Source organism: Acidimicrobiia bacterium (genome assembly GCA_040880805.1).
Classification (GTDB): Bacteria; Actinomycetota; Acidimicrobiia; order IMCC26256; family DASPTH01; genus DASPTH01.
The window spans coordinates 42,012-64,988 of sequence record JBBDHW010000060.1; the positions used below are offsets into that span (position 1 = coordinate 42,012).

The 22,977-nt window shown below is 68.6% G+C and carries 18 protein-coding genes and 1 pseudogene; 6 read left to right on the top strand and 13 right to left on the bottom strand.

Going from position 1 to position 22,977, the window contains the following annotated elements:
• Nucleotides 1–17: 17 nt before the first annotated feature.
• A pseudogene (locus WD271_16130) lies at nucleotides 18–194 on the top strand (nitroreductase/quinone reductase family protein).
• Between the two features lie 68 nt (nucleotides 195–262).
• Here WD271_16130 and WD271_16135 read toward each other — a convergent pair.
• From WD271_16135 to WD271_16155, 5 genes are read right to left on the bottom strand one after another with little or no spacing between them, the layout of a single operon-like run.
• Nucleotides 263–1,456, bottom strand: coding sequence for a thiolase family protein (locus WD271_16135; GenBank protein MEX1009348.1), 1,194 nt, complete (start codon nucleotides 1,454–1,456; stop codon nucleotides 263–265).
• A gap of 1 nt (nucleotide 1,457) precedes the next feature.
• Complete coding sequence (locus WD271_16140; protein ID MEX1009349.1) at nucleotides 1,458–3,119, bottom strand: hypothetical protein; 1,662 nt, start codon at nucleotides 3,117–3,119, stop codon at nucleotides 1,458–1,460.
• A gap of 28 nt (nucleotides 3,120–3,147) precedes the next feature.
• A complete protein-coding gene (locus WD271_16145; protein MEX1009350.1) occupies nucleotides 3,148–4,242 on the bottom strand; it encodes an amidohydrolase family protein in 1,095 nt (364 codons plus the stop codon).
• A 22-nt stretch (nucleotides 4,243–4,264) separates the two neighbouring features.
• A complete protein-coding gene (locus WD271_16150) occupies nucleotides 4,265–5,503 on the bottom strand; it encodes a CoA transferase (GenBank protein MEX1009351.1) in 1,239 nt (412 codons plus the stop codon).
• On the bottom strand, nucleotides 5,500–7,002 hold the full coding sequence (locus tag WD271_16155) for an aldehyde dehydrogenase family protein (GenBank protein ID MEX1009352.1): 1,503 nt from the start codon (nucleotides 7,000–7,002) through the stop codon (nucleotides 5,500–5,502). Before WD271_16155 ends, WD271_16150 begins: the two co-directional genes overlap by 4 nt.
• Before the next feature lie 117 nt (nucleotides 7,003–7,119).
• Here WD271_16155 and WD271_16160 point away from each other — a divergent pair, with 117 nt between their 5' ends.
• Complete coding sequence (locus tag WD271_16160) at nucleotides 7,120–7,836, top strand: TetR/AcrR family transcriptional regulator (protein MEX1009353.1); 717 nt, start codon at nucleotides 7,120–7,122, stop codon at nucleotides 7,834–7,836.
• A gap of 111 nt (nucleotides 7,837–7,947) precedes the next feature.
• Here the strand turns inward: WD271_16160 and WD271_16165 are convergent, their stop codons facing one another.
• Nucleotides 7,948–8,886, bottom strand: a complete 939-nt coding sequence (locus WD271_16165) for a TIGR03619 family F420-dependent LLM class oxidoreductase (protein MEX1009354.1) — start codon at nucleotides 8,884–8,886, stop codon at nucleotides 7,948–7,950.
• 91 nt (nucleotides 8,887–8,977) lie between these two features.
• Here WD271_16165 and WD271_16170 point away from each other — a divergent pair, with 91 nt between their 5' ends.
• On the top strand, nucleotides 8,978–10,009 hold the full coding sequence (locus WD271_16170) for a phosphotransferase (GenBank protein MEX1009355.1): 1,032 nt from the start codon (nucleotides 8,978–8,980) through the stop codon (nucleotides 10,007–10,009).
• A 4-nt stretch (nucleotides 10,010–10,013) separates the two neighbouring features.
• On the opposite strand, the gene WD271_16175 is transcribed toward WD271_16170, so the two are convergent.
• The 4 genes from WD271_16175 to WD271_16190 all read right to left on the bottom strand — a co-directional run bounded on the left by WD271_16175 (nucleotide 10,014) and on the right by WD271_16190 (nucleotide 13,597).
• Entirely contained in the window at nucleotides 10,014–11,270 is a 1,257-nt protein-coding gene (locus WD271_16175; protein ID MEX1009356.1) for a cytochrome P450, read from the bottom strand.
• A gap of 83 nt (nucleotides 11,271–11,353) precedes the next feature.
• Nucleotides 11,354–12,139 (bottom strand): SDR family NAD(P)-dependent oxidoreductase, encoded by a 786-nt coding sequence (locus WD271_16180; GenBank protein ID MEX1009357.1) that lies wholly within the window; start codon nucleotides 12,137–12,139, stop codon nucleotides 11,354–11,356.
• Nucleotides 12,140–12,361 (bottom strand): ferredoxin, encoded by a 222-nt coding sequence (locus WD271_16185; protein MEX1009358.1) that lies wholly within the window; start codon nucleotides 12,359–12,361, stop codon nucleotides 12,140–12,142.
• 42 nt (nucleotides 12,362–12,403) lie between these two features.
• Nucleotides 12,404–13,597, bottom strand: coding sequence for a cytochrome P450 (locus WD271_16190; GenBank protein ID MEX1009359.1), 1,194 nt, complete (start codon nucleotides 13,595–13,597; stop codon nucleotides 12,404–12,406).
• A 50-nt stretch (nucleotides 13,598–13,647) separates the two neighbouring features.
• On the opposite strand from WD271_16190, the gene WD271_16195 reads away from it, so the two are divergent.
• Nucleotides 13,648–14,670 carry a dihydrodipicolinate synthase family protein gene (locus WD271_16195; protein MEX1009360.1) on the top strand — a complete coding sequence of 341 codons (1,023 nt, stop codon included), beginning with the start codon at nucleotides 13,648–13,650 and terminating at the stop codon, nucleotides 14,668–14,670.
• A 7-nt stretch (nucleotides 14,671–14,677) separates the two neighbouring features.
• A complete protein-coding gene (locus WD271_16200) occupies nucleotides 14,678–16,969 on the top strand; it encodes a CoA transferase (protein MEX1009361.1) in 2,292 nt (763 codons plus the stop codon).
• A gap of 9 nt (nucleotides 16,970–16,978) precedes the next feature.
• Here the strand turns inward: WD271_16200 and WD271_16205 are convergent, their stop codons facing one another.
• From WD271_16205 to WD271_16215, 3 genes are read right to left on the bottom strand one after another with little or no spacing between them, the layout of a single operon-like run.
• Nucleotides 16,979–17,935 (bottom strand): NAD(P)-dependent oxidoreductase, encoded by a 957-nt coding sequence (locus WD271_16205; GenBank protein MEX1009362.1) that lies wholly within the window; start codon nucleotides 17,933–17,935, stop codon nucleotides 16,979–16,981.
• Nucleotides 17,936–17,955: 20 nt separating this feature from the next.
• On the bottom strand, nucleotides 17,956–19,080 hold the full coding sequence (locus WD271_16210; protein ID MEX1009363.1) for a sulfotransferase: 1,125 nt from the start codon (nucleotides 19,078–19,080) through the stop codon (nucleotides 17,956–17,958).
• A gap of 27 nt (nucleotides 19,081–19,107) precedes the next feature.
• The gene (locus WD271_16215; protein ID MEX1009364.1) at nucleotides 19,108–19,920 is read right to left on the bottom strand and encodes an SDR family oxidoreductase; all 813 of its coding nucleotides are present in this window, start codon (nucleotides 19,918–19,920) and stop codon (nucleotides 19,108–19,110) included.
• A gap of 114 nt (nucleotides 19,921–20,034) precedes the next feature.
• Between WD271_16215 and WD271_16220 the strand changes: the two genes are divergently transcribed.
• Entirely contained in the window at nucleotides 20,035–22,824 is a 2,790-nt protein-coding gene (locus WD271_16220; GenBank protein ID MEX1009365.1) for an AAA family ATPase, read from the top strand.
• The last annotated feature ends 153 nt before the right edge of the window (nucleotides 22,825–22,977 follow it).

Below are 22,977 nucleotides of genomic sequence, written 5' to 3' on the forward strand. Positions count from 1 at the left end.
AGAGTCCTTCGACTCCCATGAGCCCGCCCGAGCCTGGCTACACGCCGCCCGACATCTCCCTCCTCGGAGACGAGCACGTCCGCCGCTACGAGGAGACGAACGGCGAGGTCGGCCACGAGTGGAACGGCGCCACGTGCCTGGTGCTCACCGCCGTCGGGCGCAAGACCGGGCAACCGCGGAAGTTCGCGCTGAGACGCGCACGACGCGTGAGATCCCCGTGGTCGTCCTCGAACCCCAGTAGTGCGCAGCCGATGCCGCGCGCTCAGGTGGTGAGGAGCATGCACGTGGCGTACGGTCCGCCGCCCGTCGACACCACGGTCACCTCGTGTTCTGGCACCTGGCGAGGACCGGCTTCTCCGCGCAACTGCGTGCACGCCTCGTGCAGTACCCAGTGGCCGTGCATGCGCCCCGCCGAGAGCTGCCCGCCGTAGGTGTTCAGCGGGAGCTCCCCGTCGAGGCCGATCCGTTGGCCGCCCTCGACGTACGCGCCCGACTCGCCCTCGCCGCAGATCCCGAGGGCCTCGAGCCACACGAGCGTGAGGAACGAGAAGCCGTCGTAGAGCTCGGCGAAGTCGAGGTCGCGTGGCCCGAGCTCGGCGCGACTCCACAGCTCTCTTGCCGCGTCCGCCGATGCCATCCGTGGGTAGTCCGGCCGCCGCAGCCAGCCACCGACAGGGTCCGACACGCGCGCGGCAGCGTGCACGCGGACCGCCGGCTTCGGGCGGTCGGGCGCAGTGTCGGCGGCCGAGACGACGAACGCGCACGCGGCGTCGACCGGGACGTCGCAGTCGTAGAGCCCGAGCGGATCGCTGATCATGCGCGCCGCGAGGTAGTCGTCGATGGTGAGTGGCGCGCGGTAGATCGCGCGCGGGTTCAGCGCCGCGTGCCGTCTCGCGTTGACCGCGACCCAGCCCATCTGCTCGCGCGTCGTGCCGTAGCGGTGCATGTGGCGCTGCGCGTGCATGCCGATCCAGTTGGTGGCCGAGTAGGCGTTCGCCGCGAGCAGCTCGCCGAGGTCGTCCATCATGCGGGGGCCGTCGCGGCCTTCGTCGCGCGTCGCCGTCCCGGCGCTCGGCACATCGCTCCCCATCACGCTGCCGCCGAGCATCGCGACCGAGCGGTACACGAGCACGTGCCGCGCCGCGCCCGACGCCGCGGCGCGGCATGCGTTGTGGACGCCGGCCATCGAACCGCCGACGGAGGATCCTCCTTCGCCGGTCCACGTCGGCTGGAGGCCCAGCGCGGGGATCGCCTCGGCGAGTGGCGTCTCGCCGACCGTCGTGACGCCGTCGATGTCGTCCGGCGTCAGGCCCGCGTCCGCGATCGCCTCACGGGCGGCCTCCACCGTGAGCTCCAGTCCCGAGCGACCGGTCCTGCGGCCGACCCGTGAGATGCCGATGCCCGAGACGATGCACCGGTGCTCCCAGTGATCGTCTGTGCCGCGCGCCGTGGTCACGTCACGATGTGGCTCCGCCGCTGCTCGGGCAGCCGTTGCACGGGTAGTCGGGTGGGACGTCGGCGGCGGGAAGAGTTGTCAGCACGTTGATGGACTTGGACTTGTCGAAGAATGCAGGCGCCTTGGAGGAGAGTTGGCCGCGGAGGAAGCGCTTGCCGCCACTGAGGAACTGATAGACGCCCTTCGAGTCGGGGAGGTTCACCGCGACGGAGGGTCCTGCGGTGTCGGGATCCCACCAGAACAGCGCGACGTCACCGCCCGTCAGGTACTCGTCGTAGGGAAGCTTCGCCACCTTTCCGTAGAAGCGGCCCGCCGAGGCCACCTGTCCCTCGGCCGCGCCGCCGACCGGCGGCCGCGAGAACATCCCGGCCTTGTAGTTCCCCGGGGTCAGTTTCGGGCCCGCCATGTGGATCCCCGCGTAAAGGAGCTCCAGATCGGTGACGACCGCCTGGCTGTACACCCCCGCGTTCGGTCCCCAGTACCACTGGAACGCGACGTCGGACGGTCCTGCCGTCTGACCCTGCACTGGCACCCAGAGCCCGGAGACTCCGAACGCGTGCTTCCACTGGTCCTGGTCGAAGGTGCGGGCCAGCGCGCCAACGTCGACCAACCCGACACCCATCACGATCCACTCGGGGTGGTAGTCGTTCTTGGACGCGGCGGTCGTGAGGGCCGCGGTCATCTGGTAGTCCGATGGCAGCACGAGCACGCTCGTGACACCGGAGTCCTTGAGCTTCGCGACCAGGGTGGGCGCGGCTTCCTGCGCAGCCGTACTCAGCTGGGAGGCATCGAGCGGCGGCGCGTACGTGAGGTCCTGCGCCAGCTTCACGCCGTGCTTCTTCAACTCGTCGAACGCGGGCTGGAAGTCAGGAGCCGTCGCCGCGTCTGACCGCACCGTGCCGAACACTCGCTTCTTCGTTTGCAGCGACGTGTCACCGGCGTGCTCCGCCGGCTTGCCCGCGAGGACCTTGATGATCAACTCGGCGCCGAGCAGCGCATTGGCGGCGAAGTCGAGGCTCAACGGCCAGCGGTACGGGGACTGGGCGATGCTCAGCTTGTTCGGAGCCATACCTCCGAGCGCGAGGATCTTCTGCTTGGCGATCGACGACAGGAAGACCTCATCACCGACGAGGTCGATGACCGCGAACGGCTTCATCGCGGCGATCTTCACTGCGTCGGCGCGATTGGCGGCCTCGTCGGTGCCCGACATCTCCACGACCGAGACGTCGAGCTTGCGGCCCCACTGCTGATAGGTCTTCTCGAAGATCGGCAGCGAATCGCGCAGCGCGGCCTCGACGTTGGAGAACTGGCCGGTGGCGCGATCTTTGATGGGGCTCCGGCCCTCGTTGGTCGTCTGGTCGGGCGCCTTCCGGATGACGACCTTGATCGAGTCCTCGGTCACGCCCTGGTACGTGGACCCGCCGTTGTTCGCGTTCTTCGGCCACGGCTTCACACACGGCAGCCACCCCTGGTACACGAACCTGATCCGTCCGCGCTGCGCGTCACACTGCGGACCGTTGAGCGCAGCCTTGGTCCCGACGCCGTTGTTGACAGCAACGACGCCTGCGTTGGCTGCCGTGAGTGCACTCAGCAGGAGCATGGCGATGAGCGCGCACGCACCTTGGCCGGTGCGCCGTGCCAACGGCCTGGTTGTGTGTGACATGGTGGATCCCCCCATTAGGTGATGATGCTCAGAGCCCGTAGAGCGTGGCGCAGTTCTTCCAGAGGATCTTGGCCTTCTCCTCGTCGCCGAAGGGCGTGAACCACTCGTCGGTGAGTGCTTTGGAGTTCGGCCACGTCGTCTCGGAGTGCGGGTAGTCGCTCGCCCACATGATGTTGTCGATGCCGATGTGCTCGCGTTCGCGCAGCCCGACGGGGTCTTCCATGAAGGTGCCCAAGACCTGACGGCGGAAGTAGTGGCTCGGCGGTTCGGTCAGCTCGCTCTTGGTCCAGAAGCGGTGCCTCTCCCAGAGGTGATCGGAGTAGTACTGGAAAAAGGAGATCCAGCCGATCTGGCCTTCGACCGCAATGAACTTGAGCTCGGGGTAGCGCTGCATGACGAGGCCGTGGATCAGCTCCGACACCGACTCTGCCATCGTGAGCTTGCTCATCACGAGGCCGGTCATGAAGCGGGGCGCGCTGTCGTAGATGCTGGCGGTCGGGGTGCCGGGACGGCGGCCGCCGACGTGCAGACCGATGGGCAGGCCCGTGTTGCGGAACGCCTCCCACATCGGGTTCCACTTCTCGTCGCCGTAGTCGCCCTCGGGCGGGAACAGCGGGATGTACCCGCCGGCGAGGCCGGGCTGCGCGGCGGCGAAGCGGAGCTCTTCGGCGGCGCGCTCCGGCGTGTCGATCGGGATCGCCGCCATCCCGAGGAGCCGTCCCGGCGCGTACGACGCATAGTCGGACAGCCACCGGTTGTACCCGCGCACGCTGTTGAGCCGCAGTGCCGCGTCGGACGACATCAGGGGACCGCCCACGTAGAGCACCTCGGCGTCGACGCCGTCGGTGTCCATGTCCTCGATGCGCGCCGCCGGATCCCACGCTCCCGACCGCTGCTCGTCGAGCTTGCGCACGTTGAGCGAGAACTCCTCGGGCTTCTTCCCGGCGAGATTGTCGAGGGTCATGATCGGCGTCCGTCGTCCTTCGAAGACACGGACGTCACCGTCGTCGGTGTGCTCGACGCGCGGGGCGCGGTCGCGAAACTCGGGGTCGAGGTACTCCTGCCACGCCACGTCGGGCATGGTGACGTGCGAGTCCGACGAGATCAATCTGTACTCCGTCACTGCAATCCTCCGTGTCGAGGCGTCAGGTCACGACGCCGTTGCCCTTCAGCTTCACGATGTCATCCCAGTCGAACCCGAGCTCGAGGAGCAGCAACTCGGTGTGCTCACCCTGCTCGGGCCCGCGGCGCAGCGACGCGGGTTGCTCGTCGAACTGGACCGCGCCGGCGGGTACGCGGAAGTTGCCGCCGTCGTGCTCCACCTCGACGAGGTAGCCGTTGGCCACCACCTGAGGATCCTCGATGACCTCGGGCACCTGTGCGTACGGCGCCCACGGGAACCGGGCGCCCGAGAACGCCTCCCGCCACTCGGCGAGCGTGCGCGACTTGAACAGGGGCTCGAGGATGTCGACCATCTCCGCCGGGTGTTCGAGGATGGCGGCGCCAGTGGTGAAGCGCGGATCTTCGAGCAGGTCCGTCCGGTCGATGGCGCGCGCGAGGTCCGCCCAGTGACGGTCGGGCTGGAGGAGCAGCAGGCTGAGGAATCGGCCGTCCTTCGTCTCGTAGGTGTTGCTCAGCGGATTGGGCGACATGCGCGCGGCCTGGCCGGCCACCGGAGCGGCGGCGAAGTTTCCCTGCAGCGCCGAGAGCACGTCCGACGCGAGCGTCCAGACTGCGGTGGCGAGCAACGACACGTCCACGACCGACGGCTCACCGGACCGCTCGCGTCGGTACAGCGCGCCGGCGATTCCGAACGCGAGCTGCACCGCGCCGTTCCGGTCGCCGAAGCCGCCACGCTGATTGATCGGTCGTTCGACCGAGGGCGGTGTCAGCGTCGCGCCGAGCCCGCCCCGGGCCCAGTAGGCAGTGGCGTCGTAGGCGGGCTGGTCGGCGTCCGGCCCGCGCACGCCGTGGCCGTGCCCGCGGGCGTAGATGATCTTGGGGTTGACCGCCCGGAGGTCGTCGACGCCCAGGCGCAGCTTCGCGAGCGTCGACGGCAGGAAGTTCGTGGTGAACACGTCCGCCGTCTCGACCAGGCGCAACAACAGATCGCGGCCCTCGGCGGAAGCGACGTCGAGGCCGATGCTGCGCTTGCCGCGGTTGTGCATCTCCATCGACTGGTTCACTCCGCTCGCCGAGAGCCGGAGGATGCCCTGGCTCACGAGGCCGCGGTAGCCGTCACCGGTGACCGGATGCTCGATCTTGATGACGTCGGCACCCCAGTCGGCGAGCAGCGCGCCGCACGCGGGCACGAACACGAATTGGGCGAGCTCGACGACACGGACGCCCTCGAAGACGGGCACGGACGGCCCGGCGACGGTCACGGGTTGCCGACCGCCAAGTGCTTCACCTGCTGGAACGACCGGATCCCTTCCACGCCGCGCTCTCGACCGATGCCACTCTGCTTGTAACCGCCGGAAGAGGCGTAGGCGCCGCTGTAGCCGCCGTTGACCTGCACCGCGCCGGCGCGGATTCGCTCCGCGATGCTCGTTGCCAGCGCGAGGTCGCCGCCGAACACCTGCCCCGACAAACCAAAGATCGAATCGTTGGCGATCTCGACCGCGTGGCCGAGGTCGCGGTACCCGAGCACGCACACCACCGGACCGAAGATCTCGTCCTGCGCAGCTGGGTTCGAGTTGTCGGGCACGTCGAGCACGGTCGCTTCGAAGAAGTACCCGCGCGGCTGGTCGGCGGGTCGGCGGCCGCCGGCGGCCACGGTGGCACCGGCCTCGACGGCCGCGGCGACGTAGCGCTCGCAGCGCTCGCGCTGCGCAGCCGAGATCAGTGGCCCGACGACGGTCGACGGGTCGCTCGGGTCGCCGACCTTGAGGTTCGACGCGATCGCGGCCGCCTGGGTGACCACCTCGGACTTGCGTTCCTCGGGAACGAGCATCCGGGTGGGCGCGACGCACGCTTGGCCGGCGTGTGCCGCGAACACGCTGACGCATCCCATCGGCGCACGTTCGACGGCGTCGTCGAGGTACAGCTGGACCGACTTCCCGCCCAGCTCGAGCAGCACGCGCTTCACCGTCGGTGCCGCCTGGGCCATGATCGCCTTCCCCACCGTGGTGGAGCCGGTGAAACTGACGCAGTCGACGGCAGGGTGTGACGACAGCAGCTGACCGCCTTCGACACCGCCTTCGACGACGACGTTGAGGACACCGGCAGGCAGCCCGACCGCCTCGGCCGCCTCTCCGATCACGAGCGTGGCGATCGGTGTGAGCGGGCTCGGCCGCACGATGACGGTGCTGCCCGTCAGCAGCGCAGGGACGAACTTCCACAGCGGCGTCTGCAGCGGGAAGTTGTACGCGGCGATCGCGCTGACGACGCCGATCGGCTCGTAACGCATCATGCTCGCCGTTACCCGGTTGCCCAGAATCATCTCTTCCAACGGGCGTTGCGTGAGCTCGACTTCGGGCATGGTGCGGTAGATCTCGCATGCAGCCCGCAGATGGGCGAGCGGCATCCCGACTTGCGCGCCCAGCATCGACGTCGTGGCTCCGGCCTCGGCGGTGAGGGTCGCGCCCAGCTCCTCGGCGCGGCCGGCGAGGTACTCGCCGAGCGCGAGCACGGCGTCGATGCGCTCCTCGCGCCGGAGCCCGCTCCACACGCCGCGGTCGAACGCGCGGCGGGCGGCCAGGACGGCCTCCTCCATCTGCGCGAGCGACAGCGCCTCGACCTGAGCGATGACCTCTTCGGTGTAGGGGTTGTCGACCGCGAGGGGCGCTCCGTCGCCGGGGACGAAGCGCCCGTCGACGTACGACTGGCGGATGTCGGCAATCTTCGAGGGCAGGTCGTTCGAGCGATCCACTTGTGTTCGCATGCGACCCCGCTAGAACGATAGTCTCGGGTTGGCAGACCGTAGCTCTTCCCCGGCGGGCGTGCCAAGGCAGAGGAGGTGACGGTCGCGGTGCCGACACGTCATGCACGGAACGCGGCGATGAGCGAGAACACCGGCGCGCGGTCCGCCGGGTCGACGCAACGGACGAGGCGCACCGGACGGGCGGGGCCTGGGGAGCAGCCGCGGCAGTGGGAAGTCCGGGCCGCGCTGCGGGCGATGGACCGGGTCGGGGACAACGGCGGTCGAAGCATCGCTCACGACATCGTGGACGCGGCGTGGGATCTCATGCTCACGAGCGAGGTCACTGACTTCACGGTGAAGCAGGTCGCCGAACGCGCGAACGTCGCGTTGCAGACGCTCTACCGACACTTCGGCAGCAAGGACGAGCTGCTCCTCGCCATGTTCGAGGAGGCGATCGACCAGGGGTCGAGGGCCTTCATCGCCGAGAGTGCCCGCTATCAACCCGTGGAACGACTGCATCACCTGGTGACGGCACCGTTTCTGTTCACCTACGACGATCGCGCGCAACGTATCAATCGCTGGCGAGCCCGTGAGCGCCAGCGACTCATCGAGGCGTTTCCCCACGAAGTGGAAGCCGTCGTCGAGCCGTATCGCGCCGCGGTCGTCGACGCGATCGTCGCGGTGTGCGATGCCGGCGACGGTTCGTGCGACGATCCCGAGATGGCGGGGACGATCGTGACGCACCTCGTCCAGACGATGACGCTCGCGGTCCACGGCGGGGGCCTCGTCGCGGACTCCGAGGCACTCGCCGAACGAGTGTGGCGACTCTGCTGGCAGGGGCTCGCCATCCGCTGAGCGTCAGCGGTGTGCGCGACGCATCGAGATCTCGATCAGACGGGCAGCTCGAGCGTCGAGCCCCGAGCGATGGGGGCGAAGGCACGCCGAGCCATCGTTCATCCTGACCGCTCAGTGGGCGGCCGCGGCGTGCTCCCGCAGCGCGGGAACGACGTCGCCAAGGAGCCGGTTGACAACCGGTTGGGGGTCGCCACCCGCGGTGGCCGGGCTGAACACGAAGTGCCGCGCCCCCGCGTCGTGGAACGCCCGCAGCTTCGTCGTCACTTCCTCGACGGTCCCCGCGGCCGCGACGCTGTCGACCATGGGAGCGAAGTCCTGGTTGTAGGTGCCGCCCATCGATCGCGCCGCCTCCTCGCGCGCGGTGTCGCCGTCGGGGTTCACGTTGACGAACACGAACACGTACCACTCGAACGCCGACAGGTTGCGGGCGATCTCGGCGGCCGCTTGCTCGACCGTCTCCACCGAAGCGGCGTAGCGACGCGGCGAGTAGAGATACGGGAACCACCCGTCACCCAACGTCGCGGCGCGCCGCATCGCCGGCTCTTGGCGACCGGCCACGACGATCGGCGGACCACCGGCCTGCACCGGCGCGGGATGGATCCGCACGTCCTGCATCGAGTAGTAGCGGCCCTCGTGGGTGATCTCCTCCGCGGTCCAGAGGCGCCGGATCAACGGGATCATCTCGTCGGCGCGGCGGCCGCGTTCGTTCACCGGCACCTGGCAGGCGCGGAACTCCTGCGGGTACTCGCCGCCGACGCCGACGCCGAGGATCACGCGCCCGTTGGTGGCGCGGTCGAGGTCGGCGATCTGTTTGGCGACGAGCGCCGGTGGGTAGAGCGGCAGGAGCAGGATCGACGTGCCGATCGTCACCCGCTCGGTCAGCGCCGCCAGCCGGGCGAGGCCCATCATCGCCTCGGGGCTCGGGTTGCGCGACGCGACGTGCCCGCCGACCCACAGCGAGTCGACGGCTTCCTCGAGCGCAGTGATCCGGCGCGCGTCGCCGCCACCCACCAGCCCGATGCGCACCTCACCACTGCCGGTCGTCGTCAACGGAGCACCTCCGCTCCTCGGGCGCGCTCGTCAGCGACGCCGGCGCCTCGCCATCGCACCTTATCTAGGTGCTGCTATAGCGTTCGCCGCCGTGCAACACACCGCCGTTCCGACGACGCTCGACGCGGTGCTCGACCCGGAGTGGCTCGGCCAGGCGCTCGACGACATCGGCGGCGGTGACCGCATCGTCAGCGTCGAGGAGGTCGACTCCTCGAAGACCCTCGCGACAAAAGTCCGGTTCCGGCTGACGCTCGAGGGCGCCGACGGTGCGCGGCAGACCCGGGCGTACTGCGTGAAGGCGCACCTCGACGGGTCGCCCGGGGCCGACATCCTGTCGGAAGCCCGCTTCTACGGCGAGCTCGCGCCGCGGCTCGACGTGCGCTCGCCGCGGGCCTACTACACGGCCGTCGACGACGCGGCGCAGCAGGCGATCATCATCATGGACGACGTCGTCGCGAACGGCGGTCGCTTCCTGAACGCGCACACGCCCTACTCGCTCGACACCACCCGCGACACCCTCGGCCAGTTGGCGCGCCTGCACGCGGCGACGTGGGGTTGCGACGACGTCGCCGACCTCGACTGGCTCACCCCGCGCGTCGCGTCCATGGCCGACATGTTCCCCATGGACCAACTCCAGTTGCTCCTCGACGACGGACGCGGGCCCGACATCGCGCCGGAGCTGCGCTCGGCGGAGAACGTCGCGGAAGCGATGCGGCGTACCGGCGCGCACGAAGTGACCTGTGTGATCCACGCCGACCCGCACTCGGGAAACTCGTACCTGGATGGGGACGGCCGAGCGTGTTGGCTCGACTGGCAGATCGTGCAGCGCGGCAACTGGGCGACCGACATCAGCTATCACCTGGCGACGGTCCTCGATATCGAGACTCGACGGGCGCACGAGGCCGAGTTGCTCCGTCACTACCTCGGCGAGCTCGAGTCGCTCGGCGCGCCGGCGCCGACGTTTGACGAGGCGTGGGAGCAGTACACGCTCAGCTTCTCGTACGGCTATTTCCTGTGGGTCATCACGCGGATCAGCTCGCGCGCGGTCGTGCTGGTCCACATCCCGCGCCTCGCTGCGGCGCTCACCGACCACGACACCTTCGGTCGCCTCGGCGTGGTCTGACATGTCAACCGAACAGCACGGGGATCGCGGTGGCGCCGCGCTCGTACATCCCGATGAAACGCGGAGGCTCGGCGTCGGGGTCGAGACGAAGGTTGGGGAGCCGGTCGAGCAGCGCGCCGATCCCCACCGCCATCTCGGCGCGTGCGACGTGCATGCCGATGCAGATGTGCGGGCCGCTGCCGAAGGCGAGCGTCGGTTTGGGAGCGCGACGCACGTCGAATTGCTCCGGCCGAACCCAGCGCGCCGGATCGCGGTTGGCCGCGCCGATGCAGAGATGCAGCACCGCGCCACGCGGGAGCTGCACGCCGTGGAAGTCGACGTCGCGGGTGACCCAGCGCGAGAACATGGGATCCGTCGGCATCCACCGCAGCGACTCCTCGATTGCCGACCGCAGCAGTTGCCGGTCTTCCCTGACCGCAGCGAGCACATCGGGTCGCTGCAAGAGCGCGGTGATCGTGATGCCCATCTGCTTCCACGTGGTGCCCGAGCCCGCCGCGAGCAGGAGCATGGCGAACGAGTAGACCTCCGCGTCGGAGAGGCGATGGGTCACGCCATCGTCGTCGGTGTACTCGGCCTCGACGAGCACGCTGATGAGGTCGTCGCGTGGTTTCTCGCGCCGGGCGGCGACGATGGGCTCGAGCATCTCCACGATCTCCATCGGTCGCTGGAGCGACTCCCGGATGACCAATGCCTGCTCGACCGGCACACCGAAGCTGCCGGTGATGGTGAGCACCGGGATCGCCGCCGCGAAGTCGACGTTGAGCTCGGCGCGACCGTCGTCGACGAACCCGTCGATGAGCAGGTGCACCGTGCGCTCGATCCAGTTCGCGATCCACCACTGGGCCTTCGCCGGCACGAACGACGGCTGGACGAGCGAGCGGTATCGACGGTGCCGGGCACCGCCCATCGACAACATGCTGCTCGTCACGCTGATGTCGTCGGCTTCCGGGCCGGCGGCGTCGGGTGACGACGCGAACACCTCATCGTCGCGGTACGCGGTGTCGCAGCTGGCGAAACTGAACGCGGAGAAGTGCGGTCGGTCGGGAAAGGGGAGACCATGGAACGAGGCTGCGCCGGCGTGGCCCGTCAACTCGTGCACCGTGCCTTCGTGCACCGCGGCGCGCGCTCGCAACTGCGCCCACATCGGATAGGGGTCGTCCGTGTAGTCGCCGCCGGAGTGCGCGTTGTAGCTGCTCCGCAGATCGAAGAGCCGGCGAAGCTGCTCGCGGTCGAGCGTCTGCGTGTCGTCCACCTCGCTCATGTCTTCCGCTCCTGGCGGCTGCGCCGCCGGGCCGCTCGGACCCCGCTCGCTGCTCGCCGGGATACCCGCCTCCGCGCGCTCGCTCATCGCGCCACGTAGCCGCCGTCTACCGGGAGAAGGACACCGGTGATGTTCCCCGAGCGATCGGACGCGAGGAACACCGCGGCCTCCGCGCAGTCCTCGGCGGTGATCGGCCTCCCGAGCGGGTGCATGGAACCGACGTGTTCCGCGATCTGCTCGATGCCGCCGGGAGGTGTCTCCATTCCCCCCGCCGCCGCGAAGTTCGTGTAGGGCATGGCCGCGGGGCAGATCGCGTTCACCCGGATGCCGAACGGTGCGCACTCGATCGCCACGGCTTTCGTGAGCTGGTGCACGCCGCCCTTGGTCGCGCCGTACACGGTGCCGCCCCAGCCCACGAGACCGGCGATGGAACCGGTGTTGACGATCACGCCCCCGTCGCCCTGCTGCTTGAACTGGATGACCGCGTGCTTGCACCCGAGGAACACGCCGCGGAGGTTCACCGCGATCAAGCGATCGAAGTCGTCGACGCTGTGCTCCTCGAAGCTCATCCCGAGTCGCGGGGTCGGGATACCGACGTTGTTGAAGACGACGTCGAGCCGTCCGAAGTGCTCGACCGCGGCGGCGATCATGTCGGCGACCTGATCGTCCTGTGAGACGTCACACTCCTGCGCGACGGCGGTGCCGCCGATCGCCTCGACTTGGCGCACCGTCTCCTTCGCCCAGTCGAGCTGGAGATCCGCGACGACAACGCGCGCGCCTTCCTCGGCGAAGCGCAGTGCCGACGCGCGCCCAACGCCGGATCCCGCCCCGGTGATCACCGCGGACTTGCCTTCGAGCAACATTTCCATTCAGCCCCGCTCTTCCTCGGACGTGAGACTCAGCGCGCCGGTCGGACACGCCTCGATTGCGATGCGGACCGCGTCGATCGCGTCCCCCATCGGGTCGATGACGATCGCCTTCGTCGCTTCGTCGTGCGCGAACGTGCCCGGCGCGTAGACGATGCACATCCCGCTTCCCATGCAGAGCTCGCGATCGACGGCGATCTCCCGGGTGCGCTCCTGGTCAGGCATGGTCGACTCGCAGCAGCCCAGCGTGAATTCCGAGCGGCGGTGTCACGCGGGTGTGAAGACGAGCGGCAGTGGGTCGACGCAGCGGACGACAGCGGTGTTGAGGTAGCCGGGTGTTCGGTTCGGGTCGAGCCAATAGTCGGGGATGCGACGGTGCAGCGCCTCCAACGCGACGCGGAGTTCGAGTCGTGCCAGGTGGGAGCCGAGACACCGGTGGAAGCCGCTCGCGAAGGCGATGTGGCGGTTGTTGGGTCGCGCGAAGTCGACGCTGGTCGGCTCCGGGAACGTGTCGGGGTCCATGTTGGCGGCGGCCCACACGACGCGCATCTCGTCCCCGGCCTTCACCTCGACACCGTCGATCTCGAAGTCGACGGTCGCGTGGCGGCTGCCGGCCACGACGGGTGTGTGTACGCGCATCAGCTCTTCGATCGCCGCCGGAAGCAGCGACGGATCAGCCACGAGGCGGTCACGTTCCGCCGGATGGCGGGCCAGCCAGTCGACCATGCACGAGAGTGACGCCGTGACGGTGTCGAGGCCGGCGAGCACGAGCAAAAACGTGATGTCGATGACGTCCTCGTGCGTCAGGCTGTGCCCGTCGACCTCAGCCGTGAGGAACCCGCCAATCAGGTCGTCCTGCTGCTCGCCGGACGCCTCGCGGCGATCGAGCTCGGCGTCGAGGTACTCGATGAGCTTTGGCCCCGCCGCCGCAAGGTGCTCCTCGTCCGTCGGGCGGATGATGCCGTTCTTCACCCAGAGCAGGAACGGCACGTCGTCGAGCGGCAGGCCGAGCTGGCTCAGGAAGATCTGGCTGGGGAGCGGCTCGCAGAAGGCCGCGAAGAAGTCGACTTCTCCGTCGGCGGCGAACGCGTCGATCAGCCCCTCCGCGAGGTTCCGGATTACCGGTTCGAGGCGGGCGACCTGCTTGGGAGCGAACAGCGGGTCGAGCAGCTTGCGGTACTTGGTGTGTTGCTCTCCGTCGAGCATCAACGGGATCAGCGGCCGGCCGGCGCCCAAGGCCATCGACACGATCGCCACTGCGTCCGGATCAATCGAGTGGACGTCGCGGCGCTTGGTCACCGCGACGACGTCCTCGAAGCGCGTCAGCTCCAAGGCGCCATCGCGCTTGGTGGCCGGTGTGCCATGGTGGATGGCGGCGACCCGCTCGTAGGTGTCGACCACGCCGTCGACGAATGCGCCGTCGCGGCCACCGTCGGCGACTGCACTCGCGGAGTCCGCCATTACGCTGAAACTACACCGTTTCGCTTCGTTGCTCGTCGAGGGGAGCACTTATGCCTTCTGCACGTGATGCGAAAGAGTGGGCCGCCTCGGGTGGTCTCCATGGCATCGGCAACTCGCTGTACACGCCCTTCAGCGGCACCGACGGCGACGACATCGACTTCGCCGCCTACCGCGCGCTGGTTCGGTACTGCGTCGGTGATCTCGGGCACGCCATGCTCTGGCTCACGAGCGGGATCGCCGAGTGGTGGTCACTCACCATCGACGAACGGAAGCAGCTGCTCGAGGTGGCGGTGGAGGAGGCGCGCGCGATCGCGCCGGACACGGTGATCCAGGCGTGCACGAGCGCCACGTCGGCCAAGGACTGTCTCGAGTTGACCGAGCACGCCGAGTCCCACGGCGCCGACATCTGCTACCTGCAGACGCCGCCGATGGAGGTTCACGGGGGAGAGGGCGTGCTCCGCTTCTTCCAGTACGTCGCCGACCGCACCGACATCGCCCTCGGCCTGTTCAACTCGGGGTCGTCGGGCTACGCCCTCACCCCGGAAGAAGTCGCGCAGATCACGAACGAGATCCCGGCGGTGTGCGCGATGAAGGAAGGGATGATGGAACCTTGGCGGAGCAAGGCTGCGCATGCGCTCGCTCCCGAGCTCGTCATCTGGGAGTGCGACACCATCGTGTACAAGGCGGGATGGTTGCAGCAGGGGATCGTCGGGCCCGCGCAACTCGGCACCGCCGGCTACTTCTACGAGACGCCCGAGAAGCCGATGCTCACCAACTACTGGACCATGGTCTGGGAGGGTCGACTCGCCGAAGCCATCGAGTACGCCCAGGAGACGGGCCTCGACCGCATCAGTGAGGAAGTGGGCGGGTGGTTCACCCGCTACCCCGGACGGCCCGACTACTTCACGCACTGGGGCGAAGGGTTCCGGTACGCGGCGTCCGTCATCGGGCTCCCCGTTGGTGACTACCCGCACTCGCGCCCCCCGCAGGGCATCCTGCCCGAGGCCGCCAAGGAGCAGATCCGCAAGGCGTTCGAGAATGCGGGGTTCGCCAAGCAGCTCACCGACGCGTAGCGGCTCGGTGTCGGTGTTTGCGGACGTCCGCGTCCTCGACTTCTCGAACAACTGCGCGGCCGCAATGGCTGCCATGCATCTCGGTGATCTTGGTGCCGAGGTGATCAAGGTCGATCCAGCGGCTCGAGCGCGCGGCCGCGACGAGCCGGGCTATCTGGCCTGGAATCGCAACAAGCGGCGTGTGGCGCTGGATCTGATGACGCCCGCGGATCTCGGTGTCGCAAAGCGCCTGGTTGCCGACGCGGACGTTGCGATGTTCGATGCGGCGCCGGGCGTGCTCGAGTCGCTCGGTCTCGACGGTGTCGCCTTGACGCGGCAGCACGAACGGCTGATCCACGCCTGGGCGCCGCCCTACGGCGAGACGGGCCGCTGGAGCGCGTTGCCCGCGTCACACAACGTGCTCACCGCGCTGACCGGAATATCGTCGGGACAAGCGTCGTATTCCGGCGCGCCCGTCCACCTCGTCGCGCCGCTGGCCTACTACGGCCAGGCCAATTGCATGGCTACCGCGATCGGCGCGGCATTGTTCGAACGCGTTCGCTCGGGACTCGGGCAAAGCGTCGTCGTCAGCGGGCTGCACGGCGCCGCGCAGGTCTTGCCGTCAACACGGTTCGAGCACGAGCAGACTTCGATCTGGAGAGCGCCCCTCGGCGGCGCGCCGAACTACCGCCTGTATCAATGCGCGGACGGTGAATGGTTCTTCCTCGGCGCGCTGTTCGAAGTCCTCTACGTGCGGGCTCTGGAGGCGACCGGCGTGCTCGCCGATGTGTTGTCGGATCCACAGTTCGCCGGCGATCTGAGCGCCGCGTTGGTCGCGCCGGGCGCCCAGGTCACGATGCGAAAGCTCGAAGCGGCGTTTCGCTCGAGGGCGCGCGCGGAGTGGCTCGCAGTTCTCGGTGCGGTCGACGTGCCGTGCGGACCGGTGCGCACACGCGAGGAGTGGTTTGCCGGCGAGACCATCGCCGCGAACGACATGCGCCTCGAACTGGAACATGCGGAGCTCGGCACGGTGGAGATGCCTGGCGTCTCGCTCCGGATGAGTGGGACCCCGGCGGTCACGCCGCGTCTCGCGGAAGACGTCCCGGTGTCACGGGTTGTGCCGCCCCATACGACTGCTGCACGTCAGGGAACGGTGCTTGACGAACCGCCGCTCGCGGGTGTGAAGGTGCTGGATCTCGGCGCCGTGATCGCGGGCGCGTACGCCGGGACCATGTTGGCCTACTTCGGTGCCGATGTCGTGAAGATCGAGACGGCGAACGGGGATCCGTTTCGCTCGTACCGCTCGGGCTTCTGTGTCTACAACCGGGGAAAGCGGGGACTCGTCCTCGACCTGAAGCAACCCGACGCAAAGGAGGTGTTCCTCGAATTGGTCGCGCAGGCTGACGTCGTGCTCGACAACTCTCGACTCGGCGTGCGCGAACGGCTTGGGATCTCGTACGAGAGCTTGCGCGAGGTCAATCCGCGCATCATCTCGCTGTCGATCACTGGTTACGGCACGAACGGTCCACAAGCATCGATGCCCGGCTTTGATCCGCTCCTCCAGGCGCAGAGCGGCTTGATGCAAGCCCAGGGCGGCTACGGGGGCGAACCGGTTTTCCACGGCATCCCGGTGAACGATGTCGGCAGCGCCGCGATGTCGGCGTTCGCCATCGTCGGTGCGCTCTTCGCGCGTGCGCGAACCGGCGTGGGCCAGGACATCCAGACCAGCTTGGCGAGCCAGAGCGTGTTGCTGCAGATCGGCGCGCTCACCTCGTACCCCGGAGCACGCGAGCCGGCAATGGGCGCGCGCGACTGCATCGGTGCCAGCGCGCTCGAGCGCTACTACGAATGTGCCGACGGATGGATCGCCGTCGCGTGCGCCACGGCACCGCGTGCTGCGGCATTGTTCGATGCGCTCGGGTTGCGGGCCGAAGGTGCCGAGGGGGCGCTCGCCGAACCGCGCGAGGGTGGACTTGCGTCTCTGATCGCCGACGCGCTGAAGCCGCTGTCGGTCGACGATGCGCTCATGCGACTCAGTGACGCTGGCGCGTCGGCCGCTCCAGTCGTCACGGTCGACCAGACCTACACGGATGCGTTCCTCGAAGAGCACAACTACTACGACTCTTATGTCGACCCGACCTTCGGCCCCGGGCGCGGTATTGCCGGCTTCGCCAGGTTCGAGCGCACGAAGACGAGGTTTCGACGCGCGGCGCCGACCCTTGGTCAACACAGCATCGACGTGCTGCGCGAGTTCGGTGTCTCGCAAGCGCGCATCGATTCCTTGCTCCGATCGGGGGCTGTCGTCCAGGACATGCCATAGGAACTGCGCTTACGAGCCTGGTGTGATCCCGGTGATGTCGCTGAAGAGGGTGCGGAACGTGTCGCTGAACGTCGTGCGGCACGGACCGGTGATGGAGCGGCGTCGCGTCGGGTCGGCTCTCGCGCCGGCGGGGCTACCCAGTACGGGCTCGACGACGAGCTTCGCGTCGCGCCCGGACCATGCGGCCGCTTCCTGCATCCATTCCTGCACGGTTGTCACGTCATCTCCGCACCAGTTGGTGACGTGCGCAGGGGTGCTCGCCGCCTCCAGGAGCGGTTCGAGCATCCACTTCATGTCGTCGATGTGGATGGGTGAGTGTGGCGTCGGGTCCGACGGTGCGACCATCGCCCGGCCATTCATGACCGCGTCGATGTGCATCGCGGGGAACGAGCCGGGAAGGCCGGTGAGCGTGTTGAGTCGCGTGACGACGATCGGAAGGTCGAATGCCCGCGCGCAGAAGCGAGCAACGCTCTCGAGGCCGAGCTTGCACGCGGGACTCGTCGGCGCGTACGCCGTCGCGCCTCGACCGATCGGGTCGGCTTCGCTGTAGGCCCACCACGGATCGTCATTGGCCGAATAGATGCCCATCCCCGACATGACAAGCGCGGCCCTGGCCTTGCGGCAGTGTTGGAGCACAAAGCCGGCGCCCTCTACGTTGGCGCGGAACGCGTCGTCGAGGTGGACAAGGTCAGCGCGCAGCCAGGCCAGGTGCACGACGTACGTGAAGTCATCAGGCAGGTCACCGAACTCGCCCCCGGCAAGGTCGATCGCGCGCAACGTCACCCCGGCTGCCAACAGCTCCTCGCGCGTCGACTTCGCGCCGGTCGGCGATGGCGTCGCGACCGCGGTGTACGTCTCCTTGGCCCGGATGGCAGAGTCCGCGAAGCGCGCGATGCCCCACACCTCGTTCTCGCCCGCGAGATGGAGCGCGAGCGCGGTGCCAATCGTGCCCGTAACGCCCGTCACGAGGATGCGCTCGCCCGAGATCACAGGTACCGGCGGGTGTAGAAGTCGAAGCGGGCGCGCAGTCGGTCCGGGTCGAGGCCGAAGTCGGCGGCCGTGTAGCGGTGCACGCCGTGCTGATCCTGCGGGTGCTCGTCGAGCCACCGTTGCACGGCCTGCCGCGATCCATCGTCGAACGCGAACCCGAGACCATCGCACAACATGGCAACCGTGCCGACGGGGTCGCCCATCAGCGACGGGTAGTCGACGTCGATGTTGCGGTCTTCCTTGCTGTCGCGATCACGCGTGGCGAGTCCGCGATGCAACGCCAGTTCCTCGATGACCACCCACTCGCGGGCGAAGCGCACGGGGTCGTAGTCGGGTGTGTTGGACTGCCGCATGAAGCCGGTGAGGCTCACTGCGGATGGCAAGACGGCGGCCGGATCGCGATGCGTCCAGATCAGCACGGCATCGGGATATCTGGCGAGCAACGCGTCGAGCGACAGCAGGTGCTTCGGGTACTTGAGCACCCATCGGCCGGGGTTGCGCGATTGCAGGTGCTGCAGCGTGCGGCGATGCGCCTCGTACGCAGCCGCGTAGTCGGCGTCGAGGAACCAGTCGCGGTATGAAGGAATGTCGTAGGACGCCATCCACGCCTGGTTGATGAAGGTCCAGTCGAACAGCCCGTTGCACTGCTCCGGCCGGGTTGCCGACATCGGGTGCCGAACCAGCATCTCCGCGGGCATCTTGTCGATGCCTGCCTGGACCATGGCGATCCGCGGATCGGTGTCGTAGGTCGCCCGCTCCGGCGGCGGCGACGGTGCCGACATCTCCCAGGACCGGGGCGCCCGCACACCCTCGACACACGCAAGGAGCGCGTGGAGGTGCGTCGAGCCGGAGCGCGGCTGACCGACGATGAACACCGGTGCGGCGATCACCTCCTCCGCGATCTCGGGGTACTGCTTGCGGTCGTCGACGAGGGCCAGCCGCTTCGTGAGAATGCCCGTGAGCGTCCCCACGGCGCCGTCTTGTACCGCGCCTTCGACGCGTGCGTCGCGGTTCAACGAGTCGACGAACGCGTCCAGCGCCTCGAGGAACGGCACGTCGCCGAAGTCGTCGAGGCCAGTGGCCGTCGTTGCCTGGTCGAGCAATTCGTCACGGACGATCACGTTCACACTCCACGATGCGCACCCCGGCTATTCACCGCGCAAGTTCTGAAAGTCCAGCTCCGGCAGTGCCTGGTGGCACAGCGCGCCGCCGTCGATCGTCAGCTCGATACCGGTCACGTACTTCGCCTCGTCGGATGCCAGGTAAACCACACCGGCCGCGATGTCGGCCGGCTCCCCGAGGCGCGGGACCATGATGTTCTTCTCGAACGCGGCGCGGTTCACAGGGTTGGCGAGGATCGCGGCCATCCCCGGTGTGCCCGTGTAGATGAACCCGACGATGATCGCGTTCGTGCGGATGTCGTCCTTGCCGTAGTCGGTCGCCATCTGGCGGGTCAACGCGTTGAGCGCGCCTTTCGACGCGTGATACGCGGGCCGGTGGGGGAGCGCGGTCTTCGACGAGCTCGCCGAGATGTTGATGATCGATCCGTTGCCGGCTTTGCGCATCTCCGGGATCGCGTACTTCGATGCCCACACGCTGCCCATCAGCGCGATCCGCAAGATGTTGTCGAAGGTGTCGTTGTCGACGAGGTCGACATGACTGTCGTTTCCGCTCCCGACGTCGTCGGAGATCGCGTTGTTCACGAGCGTCGTCAAGGCGCCGAACCGCTCGACCGTCTGCGCGATGGCGCCCGCGACCTCCTCCTCGATGCCATTGTCCGCGCGGATGTACAGCACCTGGCCGCCCGCTTCCTTCACGCCGGCCTCCACCTCGTGGCCGTTCGCTTGGTTCCGGCCCGTGAACGCGACCGCGGCGCCTTCAGCGGCGAGCATCTCCACCACCCCCCGGCCGATGCCCCGAGTGCCACCGGTCACCAGCGCGACCTTGCCGTTGAGCCGCATACTCACCCTTTCGCCCCTTCGAAGGTCGTCCACTCTGTTCGTCAGGACCTTTGCACTCCGGGCAGCGTCGAGCAACGCGCGAGCCTGCCGAGGGTCTGGGTACGCTCTCGGCCGATGCCGTCGACGTCCGTGTTCGGGCGCGAGCTCGAGTTGGATCGGATCGCCGCCTTTGTGCGGGCGGTCCCCGACGGTCCAGCCGCATTGCTCATCGAAGGCGAGGCGGGGGCCGGGAAGACCGCGCTCTGGGAAGCGGCACTGGCGTGTGGTGGGACCGAGACGGGGATCGTCTCGTGCCGTCCGGTCCAGTCGGAGGCGACGTTGTCCTACGCAGGGTTGGGCGATCTGATCGGTGGTGCGATCGACGAGCTCGCCGCTGGGCTACCGGCACCCCAACGACGCGCGCTCGACGTCGCTCTTCGCCTCGAGGTCGGATCCGCGCGCGCAGCCGACCACCGCGCGGTCGGTGCCGCCACGCTCTCGCTGCTCGCAGCCCGGTCCCGCGCGGAGCCCATGCTCATCGCGATCGACGATCTGCAATGGCTCGACCGTCCCTCGGCGCGGGCGATCGGCTTCGCGTTCCGGCGGCTCTCGGACGAGCCGATACGGCTGGTCATGACCGCGCGGCCCGAGTCGACGACGACGATTGCGTCGGAACATGGAGATCTCCTGCGCGATCGTCGCGTCGAACGTCTCCGTCTCGCGCCGCTCAGCGTCGGGGCCATCGAACGCGTCCTCCGTGAGCGACTCGACCTCACGCTGCCGCGCACGGCACTCGTCCACCTGCGCGACACCGCACGCGGCAATCCGTTGTTCGCGCTGGAGGTCGGTCGGGCACTGGCCGATGCCGGAGCGCTTCCCGGGCCTGGCCAGCCCTTGCCGATCACGGGCGACTTGCATGAGCTGCTCGTGCAGCGGCTGCGTCGTCTGTCGTCAGACGTGCGCGACGCGCTCCTCCTGACAGCACTGCTCGCACATCCGATCGAAGACACACTCGCGCGAGCGTTCGGCAACGGGTGGGACGTCGCGATCGATCGCGGGCGTCAAGCCGGAGTCGTCGAGGCCACGACCGGCACGGTGCGCTTCGTCCATCCCCTCTTCGCGACGGTCGTTGCGAGCGAAGCGACCGAGCGCGAGCGACGAGACGCGCATCGCCGATTGGCGGATGCATGCAACGGTGGTGAGGAGCGGGCGCGTCACTTCGCCCTGGCCGCGAAGGGCCCCGACGAACGCGTGGCGATGGCATTGGAGGACGCGGCGGCGCAGGCGACGAGACGGGGCGCTCCCGACGCCGCCGCGGAGCTCGCCGAGCTCGCGCGATCGTTGACGCCCGACGGTCGTCCGCACGACGTCTTCCGCCGCTGCACGATCGCGGGTCAGGCCCGGTTCGCGGCGGGAGACTCCGTGCGCGCGCTCGAGCATCTTGTCGAGGCCGAAAGTGTCGCGGCCCCGGGATCTGAACGAGGTGGCGCGCGGTGGCGGCTGGCCCGGGTGCGATACCACCATGACAACATCGCCGCGTCGCGGGAGATCCTGGAGCAGGCGCGCCTCGAAGCTGGCGACGATCCGGCGTTGTGCGCGGCGATCGATCACGACCTGGCCTACACCTGCTTCGCAATGGGTGATGTGCGCGCGACGCGGCGCCACGCGATGTCGGCCGCCGACCTCGCGGCGCGCGCCGGCCCGGAGCAGATCCTCGCGGGTGCGATCGCGCAGGTCGCCGTGGCCGACTTCATGCTCGGCGACGGTGTGCGCACCGACCTGATGGATCGCGCCCGCGCGCTCGAGGACTGGGATGAGCCGCGTCCGGCTTTGCTCCGACCGAGCGTTGCCGTCGCTCACGTCTACTCGTGGGCGGACCGCATCGACGAAGCCCGCATCCTTCTCGGTACGTCGGAGCGCGAGCTGCTCGAGCGCGGCGACGAGGGGGCGATGCCCTTCCTCTGGTACCACGTCGCCGAGATCGACTGCTGGACCGGGCAATGGGAGCGCGGGCTGGCGCGTGCGGTCGACGCCGATCGGCTGGCCATCCAGACCAGCCAGGAGGGCATTCGCACCATGACGTGCTACGCCGCCGCGCTCCTCGCGGCGCACCTGGGGCGCACCGACGACGCTCGCACCTATGTCGACCAAGGGGTGGGTGTGGGCACGGCGACCGGTCACGCGCTCGGAGCCGCGTTGAACCTCGGAGTGCTCGGATTTCTCGAGCTGTCGCTCGGTCGTCCCGACCACGCTGACGCGATCTTCCAGCCCCTCGTCGAACGCGCGAGATCGAATGGGTTCGACGAGCCGGGTACGGCCTGGTGGGTTGCCGACGTCATCGAGACCGCGATCCTCCTCGGTGACCACGATCGCGCGACGGCACTGACCGAGTGGGTGGACGCGCGCGCTCGTGCCATCGACCGTCCCACCGGTCTGGCGGTGGCCGGCAGAAGCCGAGCGCTGCTCGCCGCCACGCGCGGACACGTCGACGAAGCGCTGGGGGCGTGCGACGTTGCCATGACCGAGCACGACCGTGTCCGGATCCCGTTCCCGCGTGGTCGGACGCTGTTGGTGAAGGGTCAGATCGCGCGCCGCGCTCGGAAGTGGGGTGTCGCGCGGGAGGCACTCGCCGAGGCATTGACGGTGTTCGAGCAGTTGGGTGCCGTGCTGTGGGCCACGCGCGCTCGCGACGAGCTTGCCCGCATCGGGGGACGCCGGGCCGCGCCGGGTGACCTCACCGAGAGCGAACGCCAGATCGCCGACCTCGTGGCGGAAGGGCACTCCAACCGCGAGGTCGCCGAGATCCTGTTCCTGTCGCCGAGGACCGTGTCGGCGAACCTCGCGCGGATCTACCCCAAGCTCGGCGTCACGTCGCGCACGGAGATGGCGGCCCGCCTCCGCAGCAGCCAGTCACCCGGCGACTGAGGCGCACCGGTCGCGATAAACACCGTCGTTTGGCGCTATGACGCGCTGTCCGACTTCCGTACCGTCCGGCAGGGGACGAGTGACGGAGGACGTGCGTGCCGGTGTTCGTGGTGGAGCGGTTCCTTCCCGCGCTGACGCCCGAAGGGGTGTGGG

What these genes read in the sequence shown, in the direction of transcription:
- WD271_16140 (MEX1009349.1), bottom strand. Translation starts at nt 3,119, where the DNA reads ATGTCACACACAACCAGGCCGTTGGCACGGCGCACCGGCCAAGGTGCG.
- WD271_16155 (MEX1009352.1), bottom strand. Translation starts at nt 7,002, where the DNA reads ATGCGAACACAAGTGGATCGCTCGAACGACCTGCCCTCGAAGATTGCC.
- WD271_16160 (MEX1009353.1), top strand. Translation starts at nt 7,120, where the DNA reads ATGAGCGAGAACACCGGCGCGCGGTCCGCCGGGTCGACGCAACGGACG.
- WD271_16175 (MEX1009356.1), bottom strand. Translation starts at nt 11,270, where the DNA reads ATGAGCGAGGTGGACGACACGCAGACGCTCGACCGCGAGCAGCTTCGC.
- WD271_16180 (MEX1009357.1), bottom strand. Translation starts at nt 12,139, where the DNA reads ATGGAAATGTTGCTCGAAGGCAAGTCCGCGGTGATCACCGGGGCGGGA.
- WD271_16185 (MEX1009358.1), bottom strand. Translation starts at nt 12,361, where the DNA reads ATGCCTGACCAGGAGCGCACCCGGGAGATCGCCGTCGATCGCGAGCTC.
- WD271_16190 (MEX1009359.1), bottom strand. Translation starts at nt 13,597, where the DNA reads ATGGCGGACTCCGCGAGTGCAGTCGCCGACGGTGGCCGCGACGGCGCA.
- WD271_16195 (MEX1009360.1), top strand. Translation starts at nt 13,648, where the DNA reads ATGCCTTCTGCACGTGATGCGAAAGAGTGGGCCGCCTCGGGTGGTCTC.
- WD271_16215 (MEX1009364.1), bottom strand. Translation starts at nt 19,920, where the DNA reads ATGCGGCTCAACGGCAAGGTCGCGCTGGTGACCGGTGGCACTCGGGGC.
- WD271_16220 (MEX1009365.1), top strand. Translation starts at nt 20,035, where the DNA reads ATGCCGTCGACGTCCGTGTTCGGGCGCGAGCTCGAGTTGGATCGGATC.